At 58.2% G+C, this 16,630-nt stretch carries 15 protein-coding genes; 7 read left to right on the top strand and 8 right to left on the bottom strand.

Annotation, left to right across the window (positions count from 1 at the left end; genetic code table 11):
- The first annotated feature begins 162 nt into the window (after positions 1 to 162).
- Positions 163 to 2,835 carry an aconitate hydratase AcnA gene (gene acnA / locus KFZ77_RS10660; protein ID WP_264384164.1) on the top strand — a complete coding sequence of 891 codons (2,673 nt, stop codon included), beginning with the start codon at positions 163 to 165 and terminating at the stop codon, positions 2,833 to 2,835.
- Positions 2,836 to 2,890: 55 nt separating this feature from the next.
- Here the strand turns inward: acnA and ribA are convergent, their stop codons facing one another.
- Positions 2,891 to 3,481 (bottom strand): GTP cyclohydrolase II, encoded by a 591-nt coding sequence (gene ribA, locus KFZ77_RS10655; RefSeq protein WP_264384163.1) that lies wholly within the window; start codon positions 3,479 to 3,481, stop codon positions 2,891 to 2,893.
- Between the two features lie 201 nt (positions 3,482 to 3,682).
- Here ribA and pgpB point away from each other — a divergent pair, with 201 nt between their 5' ends.
- The 5 genes from pgpB to yciH all read left to right on the top strand — a co-directional run bounded on the left by pgpB (position 3,683) and on the right by yciH (position 7,335).
- Complete coding sequence (pgpB, locus tag KFZ77_RS10650) at positions 3,683 to 4,450, top strand: phosphatidylglycerophosphatase B (RefSeq protein WP_264384162.1); 768 nt, start codon at positions 3,683 to 3,685, stop codon at positions 4,448 to 4,450.
- A gap of 145 nt (positions 4,451 to 4,595) precedes the next feature.
- A complete protein-coding gene (locus KFZ77_RS10645; protein WP_031524614.1) occupies positions 4,596 to 4,904 on the top strand; it encodes a LapA family protein in 309 nt (102 codons plus the stop codon).
- Positions 4,905 to 4,910: 6 nt separating this feature from the next.
- The gene (gene lapB, locus KFZ77_RS10640; RefSeq protein ID WP_264384161.1) at positions 4,911 to 6,080 is read left to right on the top strand and encodes a lipopolysaccharide assembly protein LapB; all 1,170 of its coding nucleotides are present in this window, start codon (positions 4,911 to 4,913) and stop codon (positions 6,078 to 6,080) included.
- Positions 6,081 to 6,271: 191 nt separating this feature from the next.
- Positions 6,272 to 7,009, top strand: coding sequence for an orotidine-5'-phosphate decarboxylase (gene pyrF, locus KFZ77_RS10635; RefSeq protein WP_264384160.1), 738 nt, complete (start codon positions 6,272 to 6,274; stop codon positions 7,007 to 7,009).
- Positions 7,009 to 7,335 carry a stress response translation initiation inhibitor YciH gene (gene yciH / locus KFZ77_RS10630; RefSeq protein ID WP_264384159.1) on the top strand — a complete coding sequence of 109 codons (327 nt, stop codon included), beginning with the start codon at positions 7,009 to 7,011 and terminating at the stop codon, positions 7,333 to 7,335. The genes pyrF and yciH overlap by 1 nt, the downstream gene beginning before the upstream one ends.
- Before the next feature lie 130 nt (positions 7,336 to 7,465).
- Here the strand turns inward: yciH and osmB are convergent, their stop codons facing one another.
- The 3 genes from osmB to yciZ form a co-directional block, all read right to left on the bottom strand.
- Complete coding sequence (gene osmB / locus KFZ77_RS10625; RefSeq protein WP_024547548.1) at positions 7,466 to 7,681, bottom strand: osmotically-inducible lipoprotein OsmB; 216 nt, start codon at positions 7,679 to 7,681, stop codon at positions 7,466 to 7,468.
- A 259-nt stretch (positions 7,682 to 7,940) separates the two neighbouring features.
- Positions 7,941 to 8,699 carry a DNA-binding transcriptional regulator YciT gene (yciT, locus tag KFZ77_RS10620; protein ID WP_264384158.1) on the bottom strand — a complete coding sequence of 253 codons (759 nt, stop codon included), beginning with the start codon at positions 8,697 to 8,699 and terminating at the stop codon, positions 7,941 to 7,943.
- Between the two features lie 80 nt (positions 8,700 to 8,779).
- A complete protein-coding gene (gene yciZ, locus KFZ77_RS10615) occupies positions 8,780 to 8,965 on the bottom strand; it encodes a protein YciZ/DeoL (RefSeq protein ID WP_031524606.1) in 186 nt (61 codons plus the stop codon).
- A 196-nt stretch (positions 8,966 to 9,161) separates the two neighbouring features.
- Between yciZ and KFZ77_RS10610 the strand changes: the two genes are divergently transcribed.
- Complete coding sequence (locus KFZ77_RS10610; RefSeq protein WP_264384157.1) at positions 9,162 to 10,031, top strand: crotonase/enoyl-CoA hydratase family protein; 870 nt, start codon at positions 9,162 to 9,164, stop codon at positions 10,029 to 10,031.
- Here the strand turns inward: KFZ77_RS10610 and pdeR are convergent.
- From pdeR to fabI, 4 genes are all read right to left on the bottom strand, one after another.
- Positions 10,028 to 12,022, bottom strand: a complete 1,995-nt coding sequence (pdeR, locus tag KFZ77_RS10605) for a cyclic di-GMP phosphodiesterase (protein ID WP_264384156.1) — start codon at positions 12,020 to 12,022, stop codon at positions 10,028 to 10,030. The genes KFZ77_RS10610 and pdeR overlap by 4 nt on opposite strands.
- Positions 12,023 to 12,313: 291 nt before the next feature.
- Positions 12,314 to 14,248, bottom strand: coding sequence for an exoribonuclease II (locus tag KFZ77_RS10600; RefSeq protein ID WP_264384155.1), 1,935 nt, complete (start codon positions 14,246 to 14,248; stop codon positions 12,314 to 12,316).
- Between the two features lie 73 nt (positions 14,249 to 14,321).
- Positions 14,322 to 15,491: a CMD domain-containing protein gene (locus tag KFZ77_RS10595; RefSeq protein ID WP_264384154.1), complete on the bottom strand. Its 1,170-nt coding sequence runs from the start codon at positions 15,489 to 15,491 to the stop codon at positions 14,322 to 14,324.
- 223 nt (positions 15,492 to 15,714) lie between these two features.
- A complete protein-coding gene (fabI, locus tag KFZ77_RS10590) occupies positions 15,715 to 16,503 on the bottom strand; it encodes an enoyl-ACP reductase FabI (protein ID WP_031524601.1) in 789 nt (262 codons plus the stop codon).
- Between the last annotated feature and the right edge of the window lie 127 nt (positions 16,504 to 16,630).

The following is a 16,630-nucleotide window of genomic DNA, read 5'->3' as shown; positions in this document are numbered from 1 at the left end:
AAAATAACGCCTGGCTGATGCCGGGCGTTTTTGTTTTTACCGTCTGACGGCCGCATTTATCAATTCGGGTTGTTATCAAAACGTTACGACATTTTGTGTTATCTTTAATACTAACCCTGATGGTCGTCAGGGTATCGCAATCCCTTTCATTAAGGAGGAGCTATGTCGTCGACGTTACGCGAAGCCACCAGGGATACACTGCAGGCGCTTGATAAAACCTACCACTATTACAGCCTGCCGCTGGCCGCTAAAGAACTTGGGGATATTGCGCGCTTACCCAAGTCGCTAAAAGTTTTACTCGAAAACCTGCTGCGCTGGCAGGATGAAAACACCGTTACCGCCGAAGATATCCACGCGCTGGCGGGGTGGCTGAAAACGGCCCACGCCGATCGCGAGATTGCCTACCGTCCGGCACGCGTGCTGATGCAGGATTTTACCGGTGTACCTGCCGTAGTGGATTTGGCCGCGATGCGCGAAGCGGTCAAACGCCTCGGCGGCGATGTTGCCAAAGTGAATCCGCTGTCGCCGGTCGATCTGGTCATCGACCACTCCGTGACCGTTGACCACTTCGGTGATGATGATGCCTTTGAAGAGAACGTGCGTCTCGAAATGGAACGTAACCACGAGCGCTACGCGTTTCTGCGCTGGGGTCAACAGGCCTTCAGCCGTTTCAGCGTTGTGCCGCCCGGCACCGGCATTTGCCACCAGGTCAATCTGGAGTATCTCGGTAAAGCGGTGTGGAGTGAGATGCAGGATGGCGCGATGGTTGCTTACCCCGACACCCTGGTCGGTACCGACTCCCACACCACGATGATCAACGGGCTTGGCGTGCTCGGCTGGGGCGTTGGCGGTATCGAAGCCGAAGCGGCGATGCTCGGCCAGCCGGTATCGATGCTGATCCCGGACGTGGTGGGCTTTAAGCTGACCGGTAAACTGCGCGAAGGCATTACCGCAACCGATCTGGTGCTCACGGTGACCCAGATGCTACGTAAGCACGGTGTAGTGGGCAAATTCGTGGAGTTTTACGGCGACGGGCTGGATACGCTGCCGCTGGCCGACCGTGCCACCATTGCTAACATGGCCCCGGAATATGGCGCTACCTGCGGCTTCTTCCCGATTGATGCCGTTACCCTCGACTATATGCGCCTGAGCGGGCGCAGCGACGAGCAGGTCGCGCTGGTCGAAGCCTATGCCAAAGCTCAAGGCATGTGGCGCAACCCTGGCGACGAACCGGTCTTTACCAGCACGCTTGAACTGCGTATGGATGATGTGGAAGCCAGCCTTGCCGGCCCCAAACGGCCTCAGGATCGCGTCCCGCTGAGCGAGGTACCGAAGGCATTTGCCGCCAGCACCGAGCTGGAGATCAACACGGCGCAAAAAACGCGTCATCCGGTGGATTACACATTCCGGGGCGAGCAGAACCAGCTGCCCGACGGCGCGGTGGTCATCGCGGCGATCACCTCCTGCACTAACACTTCGAACCCGAGCGTGCTGATGGCCGCAGGGCTGCTGGCGAAAAAAGCGGTGACGCTGGGGCTGAAACGCCAGCCGTGGGTGAAAGCCTCGCTGGCGCCGGGCTCTAAGGTGGTGTCCGATTATCTGGCCCAGGCGAAGCTGACGCCATATCTCGATGAGCTGGGATTCAACCTGGTCGGCTACGGCTGTACCACCTGTATCGGTAACTCCGGCCCGCTGCCGGAACCCATTGAGCAGGCGATCCGCCAGGGCGATCTTACCGTCGGCGCGGTGCTGTCCGGGAACCGTAACTTTGAAGGGCGTATCCATCCGCTGGTGAAAACCAACTGGCTGGCCTCGCCGCCGCTGGTCGTCGCCTATGCGCTGGCGGGCAACATGAATCTTAATCTGGCAACCGATCCGCTGGGCCACGACCGTAAAGGCGATCCGGTTTACCTGAAAGATATCTGGCCGTCGAGCCAGGAGATCGCTCGTGCGGTGGAGCAGGTGTCTACCGACATGTTCCGCAAAGAGTACGCGGAAGTGTTCGAAGGCACCGACGAGTGGAAATCGATTGAAGTCGAAAGTTCGGACACCTACGGCTGGCAGGATGACTCAACTTACATCCGCCTGTCGCCGTTCTTTGACGATATGCTGCACGAGCCGAAGCCGCTGGAAGATATTCACGGCGCGCGGGTTCTGGCAATGCTCGGCGACTCGGTGACCACTGACCATATCTCCCCAGCGGGGAGCATCAAAGCCGACAGCCCGGCAGGACGCTATCTCCAGAGTCACGGCGTGGAGCGTAACGATTTCAACTCCTACGGTTCGCGTCGCGGTAACCACGAGGTGATGATGCGCGGCACTTTCGCCAACATCCGTATCCGCAATGAGATGGTGCCGGGTGTGGAAGGGGGCATGACACGTCTGCTGCCGGGTGATGAAGTGATGTCGATTTACGACGCGGCGATGCGCTATAAGGAAGATGGGCTGCCGTTAGCGGTGATTGCCGGGAAAGAGTACGGTTCCGGCTCCAGCCGCGACTGGGCAGCTAAAGGTCCGCGTCTGCTTGGCGTGCGGGTGGTGATCGCTGAATCTTTCGAGCGTATTCACCGCTCAAATCTCATCGGAATGGGCATTCTGCCGCTGGAATTCCCGGAGGGCGTAACGCGCAAAACGCTGCAGCTGACCGGGGAAGAACGGATCGATATTGCCGGCTTACAGAGCATTACGCCGGGTGCCACGGTGCCCGTTACCCTTACGCGGCCTGACGGCAGCACGGAAGTGGTGGAGTGCCGTTGCCGCATCGATACCGGTAATGAACTGACCTATTACCGTAACGACGGCATCCTGCACTATGTGATCCGCAACATGCTGTAGATATGAAAAAGGCCTGCAACGCAGGCCTTAATTTTGGCAGTGACTCGTGACAACGTCACTTACCCAGCAGGTGGCCCATCTTTTCTGCTTTGGTATCCAGGTAATGTTCGTTCTCCGGATTGCGACCCACGATCAGCGGAACGCGCTCAACGATGTTGATTCCGGCTTCGGTGAGGATCTCAACCTTACGTGGGTTGTTGGTCAGCAGACGGACCGCATCCACACCCAGCAGCTTGAACATATCGGCGCACAGGGTGAAGTCGCGCTCGTCAGCGGCAAAGCCCAGCTGATGATTGGCTTCTACCGTATCGTAGCCCTGATCCTGCAGCGCATAGGCGCGGATTTTATTCAGCAGACCAATGTTACGACCTTCCTGGCGATGGTAGAGCAGAATACCGCGACCCTCCTCGGCGATGTGTGACAGCGCCGCTTCCAGCTGGAAGCCGCAGTCGCAGCGCAGGCTGAACAGCGCGTCGCCGGTCAGGCATTCGGAATGCACTCGCGCCATCACCGCATCGCTGCTGGTAATATCGCCGAACACCAGGGCCACATGGTCCTGTCCGGTTGCCACTTCTTCAAACCCGACCATCAGGAAGTCGCCCCAGGGGGTTGGCAGTTTGGCTTCTGCCACACGTTTAAGCTGCATGTGATTCTCCGACATTCTGGCATTCAACAAATGCCTCTTTCGCCGTAAGGCGTTTTCATTACTGGGTATTTTGCCACATTCGCGCCATCTTCGCCTACCTGAAGCCCTGGCTGCACGTTTTTAAGCGCACTAATCGGTCAGGGCTCTGCTGCCAGCGCGGTTTTCGGTTATGCTTGAAAGGTATTGAAAACAGGAGCAAACATGCTGGATATCGCGAAACGGACCGCCATCGGGGCAGGCGCCCTGATTATTATTCCTCTTATCGTCTGGTTTTCCGGATGGCACTGGCACCCAACCGGACATCCGGACTGGCTGAAGTTGATGTACTGGATAACAGAAACCGTCACCCGCCCGTGGGGGATAATTACGCACGTGCTGCTGTTTGCCTGGTTTCTCTGGTGTTTACGCTTTCGCCTCAAACCCGCCATCGTGCTGTTCGCGATTCTGGGCGCGGCGATCGTGGTTGGGCAATACACAAAATCCTTCATTAAAGAGCAGGTGCAGGAGCCGCGTCCGTACGTGGTCTGGCTTGAAGAAACCCATCGTGTGCCAGCCAGCGAGTTCTACACTCTCGATCGCAAAGCCCGTGGTCAGGTGGTGCACGAGCAGCTCAAAGACAACACCGACATTCCCGGCTGGCTGCGTAAACACTGGCAGAAAGAGACCGGCTTTGCCTTCCCGTCCGGGCACACTATGTTTGCTGCCAGCTGGGCACTGCTGGGTGTAGGCCTGCTGTGGCCACGTCGCCGCGTGGTGACCATTGCGGTATTGCTGGTGTGGGCGACCGGGGTGATGAGCAGCCGCATGCTGCTCGGTATGCACTGGCCGCGGGATCTGGTCGTAGCTACGCTTATCTCCTGGCTGCTGGTGACGCTGGCAACCTGGATTGCCCTGCGTTTATGCGGCCCGCTGACGCCGCCGATCCAGGAGCAGCGAGAAATTGCTGAACGTGACCAGGAAACGCACTAAGGGTTGATTTTTTTAATCGCGCCCTCACTAAATACCGATGCCGCGGCGCTTTTCCGATTTCGCGCCGCGGCTGAAAATGTTAATTTATGTGGTGGGCTTCAGGTCGGATTACATCTCTTCGCTCAGACCACATACGGGACGTCATGTGAAATATTTACTTATTTTTTTACTGGTATTAGCGATCTTCGTTATCTCCGTCACGCTGGGTGCGCAAAATGACCAGCAGGTGACCTTCAACTTCTTGCTCGCCCAGGGTGAATACCGCATTTCAACGCTGCTGGCGCTGCTGTTTGCCGCCGGGTTCATCATCGGCTGGCTGATTTGCGGGCTGTTCTGGCTGCGCGGTCGCGTTCAGCTGGCGCGCGCGCAGCGTAAAATCAAACGCCTTGAGCAGCAACTGGCATCGGCCACGCAAACCGCGCCGGTGTCGTCTGCCCCTGCGGTTCGGGAATAATTACTGATGCTGGAGTTGCTGTTTCTGCTGCTGCCGGTTGCGGCCGCCTATGGCTGGTACATGGGGCGCAGAAGTGCACAACAGGATAAGCAGCAGGAAGCCAGCCGTCTTTCGCGCGACTACGTCGCCGGGGTCAACTTCCTGTTGAGTAACCAGCAGGATAAAGCGGTCGACCTGTTCCTGGACATGCTTAAAGAGGACACCGGTACCGTTGAGGCGCATCTTACCCTCGGCAACCTGTTCCGTTCGCGTGGCGAAGTGGACCGCGCCATCCGCATTCACCAGTCGTTGATGGAGAGCGCCTCGCTTACCTACGACCAGCGCCTGCTGGCGGTGCAGCAGCTCGGCCGCGATTACATGGCAGCCGGGATGTATGACCGCGCCGAAGATATGTTTGGGCAGCTGGTCGACGAAACTGACTTTCGCGTCAGCGCGCTGCAACAGCTGCTGCAGATTTACCAGGCCACCAGTGACTGGCAGAAAGCCATCGACACCGCGGAACGGCTGGTCAAACTCGGCAAGGACCAGCAGCGGCTGGAAATTTCGCACTTTTACTGCGAGCTGGCCCTGCAGATGATGGGCAGCGATGACATGGATAAAGCCATGTCACTCCTCAAAAAGGGGGCTGCGGCGGATCGCAACAGCGCCCGTATCTCCATCATGATGGGGCGGATCTATATCGCCAAAGGCGACTATGCGAAAGCGGTGGAAAGCCTGGAGCGCGTCATTGAGCAGGACCGCGAGCTGGTGAGTGAAACGCTGGAGATGCTGCAGGTGTGCTATCAGCAACTCGGCAAACCACAGGACTGGGCAGAATTCCTCAAGCGCTGCGTGGAAGAGAATACCGGCGCTACCGCCGAGCTGATGCTGGCCGAGGTGATGGAGCAGCGCGAAGGCTCAGAGACGGCGCAGGTCTATATCACGCGCCAACTTCAGCGCCACCCGACCATGCGCGTATTCCATCGCCTGATGGACTATCACCTTCACGATGCGGAAGAGGGGCGTGCCAAAGAGAGCCTGATGGTGCTGCGCGACATGGTAGGCGAACAGGTGCGCACCAAACCGCGCTATCGCTGCCAGAAGTGCGGCTTCACGGCATTCACGCTGTACTGGCACTGTCCGTCGTGTCGGGCATGGTCCTCTATCAAACCCATTCGTGGGCTGGACGGGCAGTAAGGCACTGCCCGTTTATTTTACATCCACATTAGTTACAACATACTAATTGTATATCATTACGTAGCCTCAGCAACAGTGTCGACATCGTCAGGCAGGGGAAATCGCACCTGTAAATTTTTCGGGGCGGCAGGTAGAATGCATGCCGTTTATCCATCCGCGCCGCGTCAGGTGCTCTCTCAGAAGGTCCGGTCATGAAATTAACTGAATCCTCCACTTTGCGTTCTGTCACCGACTCACCCGTGGTGGTGGCCCTGGATTACGCTAATCGCGACAGCGCCCTGGCGTTTGTTGACCGTATCGACCCGCGCGACTGCCGGCTGAAAATCGGCAAAGAGATGTTTACCCTGTTTGGCCCGCAGCTGGTTCGCGATCTGCATCAGCGCGGCTTTGAGCTGTTTCTCGACCTGAAGTTCCACGATATTCCTAATACCGCAGCGCACGCGGTGGCGGCGGCGGCAGATCTTGGCGTGTGGATGGTAAACGTGCATGCCAGCGGCGGGGCGCGCATGATGAGTGCCGCCCGTGAAGCGCTGGTGCCTTTCGGAAAAGAGGCTCCGCTGCTGATTGCCGTAACGGTATTGACCAGCATGGAAGCCAGCGACCTGGCGGATATCGGTATTACCGCATCGCCCGCGGAGCACGCCGAACATCTGGCGCGCTTAACCCAGCAGTGTGGGCTGGACGGAGTAGTGTGCTCTGCCCAGGAGGCGGTGCGCTTCAAAGCGGAACTCGGGCAGGCATTTAAGCTGGTGACGCCGGGTATTCGTCCGGCGGGCAGTGAAGCCGGGGACCAGCGCCGTATCATGACGCCGCCGGATGCTCAACGTGCCGGCGTGGATTACATGGTGATTGGCCGTCCGATTACCCAGGCCGCCGATCCGGCGCAGGCACTACGCGATATTCTGGCATCGCTCAAGCAGGAGGCATAATGAAAGACGATAACAGCCGCCTGGTCTATTCGACCGAAACGGGCCGCATTGACGAACCGAAGGCTGCACCGGAGCGCCCGAAGGGCGATGGCATCGTGCGCATTCAGCGCCAGACCAGCGGACGTAAAGGTAAAGGCGTCTGCCTCATCACCGGTATCGACGCCGATGACGCAACGCTTGCTGCTATTGCCGCGGAGCTGAAGAAAAAATGCGGCTGCGGCGGGTCGGTGAAAGAGGGCGTGATTGAAATTCAGGGTGATAAGCGCGACCTGATCAAAAGTCTTCTGGAAGCGCGCGGCATGAAGGTCAAACTGGCCGGCGGCTGATGCGTTTGCAGAAAAGAGAAAGGCCACGGAAACCGTGGCCTTTTTTCATAGCGTGGCATTCAAGCCAGACCTGTAATTCGCAACGTTCAGTGATTACGTCAAAGCATTACGCTTTTGCAGGTGTGCGTTATCAGTCAACCTGATGACCGATAATACCACCGACTGCTGCACCGCCCAGGGTACCCAGCGCGCTACCATCCGTCAGCACCGAACCACCGATAGCACCGGCACCTGCGCCGATTGCGGTGTTACGGTCACGTTTGGACCAGTTAGAACATGCACTCACGGACATCGCCAGAGTGATCGCCAGTACCGCAGTCGCAATTTTTTTTGTGTTTAATGACATAATACTTTCTCCTGAATTATTGATTCACGGAAGGAAGTTACTCTCTAAGTATAGTGGCAATCACAACGCTTAAAGCGCCAATCCGTGAAACGATGTCGCGAAAATCAACATTAACTGGTCACGCGAGTGATAGTTACTTTCTGTGATATCGTTATGAACAATTTTTATGTTTTTCACGTTGTTGCGCCAGGTAAATTATCTTAATTCAGGCGTAGGAAAGCTCTTATAGATCAGCAGCTCCGCCGTCGCGGAGCCGGGTTCAGACAGGGGTAGTACGCGGTACGGTATCCACCGTCAAACCGTCGCGCTCAAGCGCGGCGCGAATATCGCCATCCAGACCGTCATCGGTAATGATACGGCTGAACTTGTTTATCGTGCCCAGCGTGTAGGGGTGCAGCACGCCAAACTTTGAGCTGTCGCTCAGCACAATCGCTTCGCACTCTTTATCGAGCACCGCGCTGACCACATCGCTGCGCATCATATCGCGCCCGGTAAAGCCGGTGCCCGGCAGCCAGCCATCGATACCGATAAACGCTTTGCTGAAGTGGACCTGGCCGATGAACTGACGCGTCAGCGGGCCGACCATGCTCTCGCTTTTCTTCTGATAAATGCCCCCCAGCAGGATCACCTCGCACTCCGTCTCTTTCAGCAGATGCGCGATGTAGCTACTGACGGTGATAATGGTAACCCGCTTGTGCTCTGCCAGCTCGCGCGCCAGCAGGGCGTTACTGCTGCCGTTTTCAATAAATACCGTTTCGCCATCCTGCACCAGCGAGGCGGCGGCCATCGCCAGGCGACGTTTCAGCGGGAAGTTGCTCATCATGCGCGCTTCCACATCGTCGCTGTCTACCGGTACGGCGTAGCCGTGCGCGCGGCGCAGATAGCTCTGTCGCTCCAGCAGATTAAGATCCTGACGGATAGTGACTTCGGACACGCCCGTCGTTCTGGCAAGCTCGGCGACGCTGACGCGACCCTGGTCGATGACCATCTGTAAAATTGTCTGTTGTCGGGAATTCATCTTCGGTCTGGGTTATGCGACACGGCGTCGCCAAAGTTGAGAACAGGGAGCGCAGCGCATGGCTGCGCGTACGGCGGTGTTCAGATCTCCCACGGCGCCTTTACCGCACCCGGCTGGGTATTGCTGTCTTCACGCTGCTCCAGCGCAATCAGCTCCGCTTTCAGGATTTCCAGATTATTGATGGCGGAGTGGTAGTCGCCCGCAACCAGAATATCGAGAACCGTATCGATACGCTGCGCCAGATTTTTGGTATCCACTATCGGCATAAAACCCCCTTAAACGAGTAGTGCTTTATCATGCTAAAAACGGCGTCAAAAGAGAAGCAGTTACGCGTCGTAAAGTCGTTATCGCATCAGATAGTTACCTTTGACCAGCGCGACACGGTACCGATCCCGGTTTGCTGACGGTGGAGTAGGCTGAGTGTGCGCATTATGCGCATTTTCACCAACAGAGGACATGACCATGACAGTCTTACATCAACCCACCTGCAAAATCTTCACCGACAGCGCGCGCTTTACCCAGCTCTCCGGTTTCTATGAGCAGGAGCGGCGCACCATCTGGATGATGCTGAGCGCAAAACCGCGACCCTGCTTCAATCACGTGCTGATTGAAGAGATCATGAACCTTGGCTATCTGGTGCAGCAGTCGGGCTATGAGGTCGATTTCTGGGTCACCGGTTCGCTGGTTCCCGGTCTGTATAACACCGGCGGCGATCTGGAATTCTTTGTCGATTGTATCCGCAGCGGGCGTCGCGAAGCGCTGCGGGCCTATGCCCGCGCCTGCGTCGATTGCGTACATGCCGCCTCGCGCGGTTTTGATACCGGTGCCATCAGCCTGGCGATGGTGGAGGGCAGTGCGCTCGGCGGTGGCTTCGAGGCAGCGCTGGCGCACCACTTCGTACTGGCGCAGCGCGATGCCCGCATGGGATTCCCGGAAATTGCCTTCAACCTGTTTCCCGGTATGGGCGGCTATTCGTTAGTCGCGCGTCGTGCCGGTATGAAACTCGCGGAAGCGCTGATCTACAAAGGCGAGTCGCATACCGCCGAGTGGCATGAACAGCAGGGGCTGGTGGATCTGCTGTTCGAGCCAGGGCAGAGCTACGTGGCGACCCGCACCTTCATCGACACGCTGCGCCCGAAACTCAACGGCGTGAAGGCGATGCTGCGGGCGCGTCAGCGGGTGCTACGCCTGCCGCGCGCCGAGCTGATGGAGATCACGGAAGACTGGGTGGATGCGGCGTTCAACATCGAAGAGAAGGATATCGCCTATATGGAACGCCTGGTGCAGTTGCAGAACCGTCATACCGCGACGGCCCTGCGTAAAGTCAGCTAGCGCGCCGTGCGTGCCAGATAACGTTGATACCATTGCTCGAATGCGGCAGCGGGCATGGGTTTAGCAAACAGGTAACCCTGCCGTTCATTGACGCCGTTCTTGGTAAGAAAGGCGTCTTCTTTCGTGTTCTCCACGCCTTCCGCAATCACCTGCAGATTCAGCGCCTGCGCCACCGCCACGATAGCGCGCACCAGCGACTGGGAGACGGACTGCTTGTGAACATCGCGCACAAAACTTTGATCGAGCTTGATGGCATCAAGCGGGAAACGCGCCAGCTGCGACAGCGAGGAATACCCGGTGCCAAAGTCATCCAGATGCACCTGGGCGCCCAGCGCGCTGAACTGCTGGATCACCGTCAGGGCAAGCTCCTCGTTTTCAATCAGGCAGCTTTCGGTCAGCTCCACGTCTATCGGACAGTATTCAAAATTGAGATCGCGCAGCGCCTGTTTCAGATCGCTGAAGATCGTCTGATCTGCCAGCTGGCGCGCGGAAACGTTCACCGCAACCCGCAGATTGATGCTTTTTTCCCGCCACTTCGCCACCTGCTGCATCACATCAAGCATCACCCAGCGCCCGAGTGGCACGATGAGGCCGGACTCCTCAGCATAAGAGATGAAATCGAGCGGCGGGATCAGACCGCGCTCCGGTGACTGCCAGCGCACCAGCGCTTCCAGGCTGCGGACTTCCCCGCTCCGGGTAACTTTCGGCTGGTAGTGAATGATCAGCTGATCCTTTTCCAGCGCTTTACGCAGGTTGGTATCGAGCCACAGGTACTCAAACACCCGCTGGTTCATCTCGGGTGAGAAGACGCAGAACTTGCCGCGTCCGCTCTCTTTCGCGGTATACATCGCGGTATCGGCGTTGCGGATCAGGCTCTCGCGATCCACCCCGTGTTGCGGGGCGAGGGAGATGCCGACCGAGCAGCCGGTATAGACCTCGATAAGCCCAATGCGGAACGGCTGACGGAGCCGCGTGAGAATGCGCGACGACATCGCCTCCAGCGCGCTCTGCGAGGTGTCCGTTGCCAGCACGATAAACTCATCCCCGCCGAGACGCGCCAGTACCTGGCCCTCATCCAGACAGCTCAGTATTGCCAGCGACACCGCCTGCAGCAGCTGATCGCCAAACATATGCCCGTAGGCATCGTTCACCTTTTTGAAGTTGTCGAGATCGAGATAGACAATACCCACCTGGCTGTCGTCGGCACGGTGGGTGATGGCATCGCTGATCAGCTCATAAACCGCGTTGCGGTTCGGCAGGCCGGTGATGGTATCGGTATTAGCCAGCACCCGCAGCCGCTCCTGGGCGCGTCGCTCCTCGGTGATGTCGGTGCCGGAGCAGATGAGATAAATTTCATTTTTCCCGCTCCCGCTGTGCACGAACTTATTGCGGAACAGGAACAGCCGCTGCCCCTTGCGGGTTTTTACCCAGCGCTCCACTTCGTAAGCGCTGCCGTTGCGGAAAAAACCGGAAATATTGCGTTTAGACGCGGCGGCCTCGCTGCGGGTCATGAACAGCTTGAACACGTTCTGCCCAATCACCTCATGCTCTTTCATGCCGGTGTACTCTTCGCTCAGTCGGTTAAAGCGTTGAATATTGCCGAGGCGGTCAAGAATGACGATCACCGAGTTGGCTTCCGACACCACCTGTTCGGCAAAAGAGAGTCCCTGCACCAGATCGCGTGCCACCGACGAGGTGTCGTTCCAGGCGGAAGCGGAACCGGCCCATTCCCGGCGTGAGACCTTGCGCCCTACCAGGTGAACAGGGGCTTCCTCGCCAAACAGCGAAAGGGTGAGCGTAACGCTGGAGGTGATGACGGTCATGGCGCGAATTTGCCCGGCCTGGTCATCGGTGAGTGCCACGGCGTGGCGGGTATCAGCGCCTTCGGAGGCGGAAAGCTGCAGCGCATTGCTGTCAGAAAGCAAGCGCCAGTAGGGACTGCTGGTCCCGAGGTAACGATAAAGCAGGTTGTGCTCCAGATACTCTTTCATGCCATCTCCCGAAAACACCACGCACGCGCAAAGCGTCTGATGACCCGTAACGGGCAGTCATACTGCAGATGACGTCATCTTCCGGCGCGTTACCTGAAACCCAGGCACGGTAAGATCATTTATCCTCTGGATAAATAATGAATCATTCCCGTTAACGTTATCGTTGCCGTTAGTTTCATTGTGGTATGTTTTTTGGAATTTGTGAGGCGGGGCGAAAAAAATGCGGCAGTTCTCGCAAGAACTGCCGCAGCAGGGCGGACAGAGCAGCCCCCTGAATAATCAGGGAAAAGCTCAGGCTACCGGACGGGCGATGACGCTGCGGGTTTCCATACGCACTTCGGCGATGGTGACCTGAATAACGTCCGTCACTTTATAAGCGACCTCGCCTTTGATCTGCACAGTACCGTTCTCCTGGCTGCACACCATTTCATCACGCACGGCGTGAATGAACGGGGCCGGAATGAACGCCACAGCGCCGTTATCCACCAGGCGCACGCGCATACCGCCGCGGCTGACATCGATGATCTCGGCGTTGAAGCGGGTGTCGGTACCGGCTTTATCGTTCAGGTAGCGCGCATACAGCCAGTCACCCACGTCGCGCTCGGCCATACGGTTGAGGCGACGACGCTCAGCCATCTGTACGGTGGTTTCATCCGCAGGACGGGCAATGGTTTCGCCTTTGATGATCGCTTTCAGCAGACGGTGGTTCACCATGTCGCCATATTTACGGATCGGCGAGGTCCAGGTCGCGTACGCTTCCAGCCCGAGGCCGAAGTGCGCACCCGGCGTGGTGCTGATTTCAGCAAACGACTGGAAGCGGCGAATGCGGCTGTCGAGGAAGCCGGTCGGCTGGGCATCCAGCTCGCGACGCAGTTTGCAGAAGCCTTCCAGCGTCAGCACCTCGTTCGGATCAACGTGCATGTCGTGAGTTTTCAGCAGGGCCGCCATCTGCTCGGTGCTGGCAGGGTCGAAACCGGCGTGCACGTTGTAGATACCGAAGCCCAGCTTCTCGCGCAGCACGATGGCGGCGCAGATGTTAGCGGCGATCATTGATTCTTCAACGATGCGGTTCCCGATGCGGCGCGGCTCTGCCACGATCTCCAGCACTTCACCTTTCTCACCCAGCACGAAGCGGTAGTCAGGACGGTCTTTAAACACCAGGGCATGGGTCTGACGCCATTCGGCACGGCGCAGGCACAGGGTGTGCAGCAGACGGATCTGCTGGGCGATGGCGTCGTTCTGCGGCTGCCAGCTGCCGTTATTCTCCAGCCAGTCGGACACATCGTCATACGCCAGTTTGGCCTGCGACTTGATGTACGCGCTGAAGAAGTGAATGTCGTCGCTGATGGCACCGTCTTTGTCAACGATCATGCGGCACGCCAGCACCGGACGGATTTCGTCAGGGCGCAGGGAGCAGAGATCGTCGGACAACTCGCGCGGCAACATCGGGATGTTGAAGCCCGGCAGGTAGTTGGTAAACGCGCGCACTTTAGCGGCGTTGTCCAGCGCGCTGCCTTCGCGGACCCAGGCAGTAGGATCGGCGATCGCCACGGTCAGCTGCAGACGCTCGTCGTCGAGCATTTCAGCGAACAGGGCATCATCCATATCTTCGGTGCTGGCGCTGTCGATGGTCACGAATTCGAGCGCCGTTAAATCTTCACGCACCAGACCTTCGTCCTGCATCTCGGTCGCAACACCTTCCGGCGCTTCGCGTTCCAGATTATGGCGGGCGAGGGTAACCCACCACGGCACGAAGTGGTCTTCGCTGTAGGTAATGAACTGGGTCAGCTCGGCATAGAAACCACGATCGCCCTTCAGCGGATGGCGGCGCATTTCGGCCACGGCCCAGTCGCCTTCCTTGAAATCATGCGCAACACCGCGCTCGGCGCGGCAGGGAATGGCATCACGCAGCAGCGGATGGTCCGGCACGATGGAGAGACGATCGTCTTTTTTCTGTACCCGGCCCACAAAGCGCGTCAGGAACGGTTCGATCAGCGCTTCCGGCTCGGCGGATTCGCGATCTTTATCGGTGTGGATCACGGCGGAGATACGGTCGCCGTGCATCACTTTTTTCATTTGCGGCGGCGGAATGAAGTAGCTTTTTTGTGCGTCTACTTCCAGAAAGCCGAAGCCTTTTTCGGTGCCTTTCACCACGCCTTCAGCGCGCGGTGTTTGAGAATGCAGTTGCTGTTTAAGCTGCGCAAGCAGCGGGTTGTCCTGAAACATAGTGTTCTATTTTCGTGGCCAAAAGAGCGGCTGACAGTTTTACGCGATTCCGCCTGTTGCAGCAAGCGCTCTTTCAGGCAGGGCCGGTTGCCGTCTGGCCTGGCAGCGCATCGCCAAGGCCAATCTTTAACCGGTTAAGCCAGCCGCACAGCGCCGTCAGACTGAGCAGACGCAGCGCGTCATCGCGGCTGAAGCCCGCCTCCAGCACCGGGGTAAACTGCGCGGCGCTGAAGCGGTCCGGACTACGGGTCAGCACCTGCGCCGCCTGGACCAGCGCGCGTTCCTCAGGGTGATTGTGGCTCCAGGCCAGCAGCGCCCGCTCGCCGTTGCGTACCGCGTCGGGCAACGCGCTGTCGGTAACCTCCCGGGAAAGACGATGGAAGCAGTGGCTGCTGCCGTTGATCCGTGCGCTGACCAGGCCAAGCAGCGGCGCGTGCTTTCCACTGAACAACGCCCCTACAAGCGTGGCCAGCAGCAGCAGGGCGTTTTCATCCTCAATCAGCCCGTCTGCGATCGGCTCAAGCACCGGCACGCGGCGCACCTGAGCCAGCACCTCGCGCTGGGCAGGGCGCAGATAGCCAGCCTGAGGCGAAGGTATATCCGCTTGCCAGTCAGCTTCAGGTGCAGCAAAACGTTCGCCGGGCGCGTCCTGCTGACTATCGATACCCGGTAGCCAGCGCGCCGGCTGGCCGTTAATGGCCTGTAGCACGGCAACAACGCGCGCCTGAAAGCCAACGAAACCGATGATTTGATTAAACGTGACGCGGTCACTTTCCGTCAGGCCAACGTCGCTGAGCTGGGTTCGACATCGGGCATCAATCAGCGTCGGCGAGCTGGCAAGCTGGCGGGCATACTGGGTGATCTGCGCCAGCCGCTGGTTGCTTTCTCTCGATGAATCCGGCCCCGGCAGCGGAGCCAGCCGGGCGGCGTAATGATTGCACAGCCGCTGCACGCCAAAGACCTGCGCCACGGTCAGGGCTGTGCTCAGCCGGTCGTAACAGCTCAGCGTGGCGAGGCGGGTGGTTTCAAGGGTATCGGGTAACAGATGAAGACTTGCGGCGCGGGCGGCATCAAGCCATGCGCGGTGGGTACGCAGGCAGGCGTCGGGCACCACGAGGTCAAGCAGAAAACGGTCATTTACGCGGGCGGCTTCCGGAACCAGCGGCTGTACATCGGCCTGGCAGGTCCGTGCCTGAGTTTCATGATACCAGTGGCTTTTGCCGGAGAAGCGGCGTTGTTCCATGGTCTTTCCTTGGTCTGTGAGAGCAATCCGCCGCAACACCGCGTCGCGACGGATCCTGTTGAGGTTATCCTGGCGTAACGGGCAGACGTGACCAAAGACTGTTCGGTGATAATAAATAGCGGAAAAGCATAACCGGAATAAAAACCCGGCGAGCAGACATAAAAAAAGGTGGAGAGCGCGATGCTGTCCACCTTTTGCCGGTTGCCCTTATCGGGCAGCGGAATTATTTCAGTTCCAGCTCGTTCATCGCGGCGATGCTGAAGCCGCCGTCAACGTGAACTACTTCACCGGAGATACCGGCAGAGAGGTCAGAGCACAGGAAGGCCGCGGAGTTACCCACGTCTTCAATGGTGACGGTGCGACGGATCGGGGTGACCGCTTCGCAGTGCGCCAGCATTTTACGGAAATCTTTGATACCGGAAGCGGCCAGAGTACGGATTGGGCCTGCGGAGATACCATTCACGCGGATGCCTTCCGGACCCATTGCGTTCGCCATATAGCGTACGTTAGCTTCCAGAGACGCTTTCGCCAGACCCATCACGTTGTAGTTCGGGATTGCGCGCTCAGCACCCAGGTAGGAGAGCGTCAGCAGGGCAGAGCCCGGATTCAGCATAGTGCGGCAGGCTTTCGCCAGCGCAACGAAGCTGTAAGAGCTGATGTCGTGTGCAATTTTGAAGCCATCGCGGGTTACGGCATTAACGTAGTCGCCGTCCAGCTGGTCGCCCGGTGCGAAACCGATTGAGTGTACGAAGCCGTCGAATTTTGGCCATACTTTCTCAAGCTCGGTGAAAAGGCCTTCGATGCTGGCATCTTCCGCAACGTCACAAGGCAGCACGATGCTGGAACCCAGTTGAGCGGCAAACTCTTCCACGCGGCCTTTCAGTTTGTCGTTCTGGTAGGTGAACGCCAGTTCAGCCCCTTCACGCTGCATCGCTTGCGCGATACCGTAGGCGATGGAAAGTTTGCTGGCGACGCCAGTCACCAGAATGCGCTTACCGGTAAGAAAACCCATAGCTTTGATCCTTATCATATTGTTGTGGCGGCAGGTGAATAAGCCGCTGCCGTCGTTAAATCGCGGGGATTCTAGCACGTCTCTGAGAATCCGTTAATCCGACCACTCCAGTTATCACTTCGCAAGG

This window comes from Siccibacter colletis (assembly GCF_025914095.1).
Lineage (GTDB): Bacteria > Pseudomonadota > Gammaproteobacteria > Enterobacterales > Enterobacteriaceae > Siccibacter > Siccibacter colletis.
The sequence above is the reverse complement of the archived record's forward strand: the minus strand, read 5'-3'. Positions and strand labels throughout refer to the sequence as shown.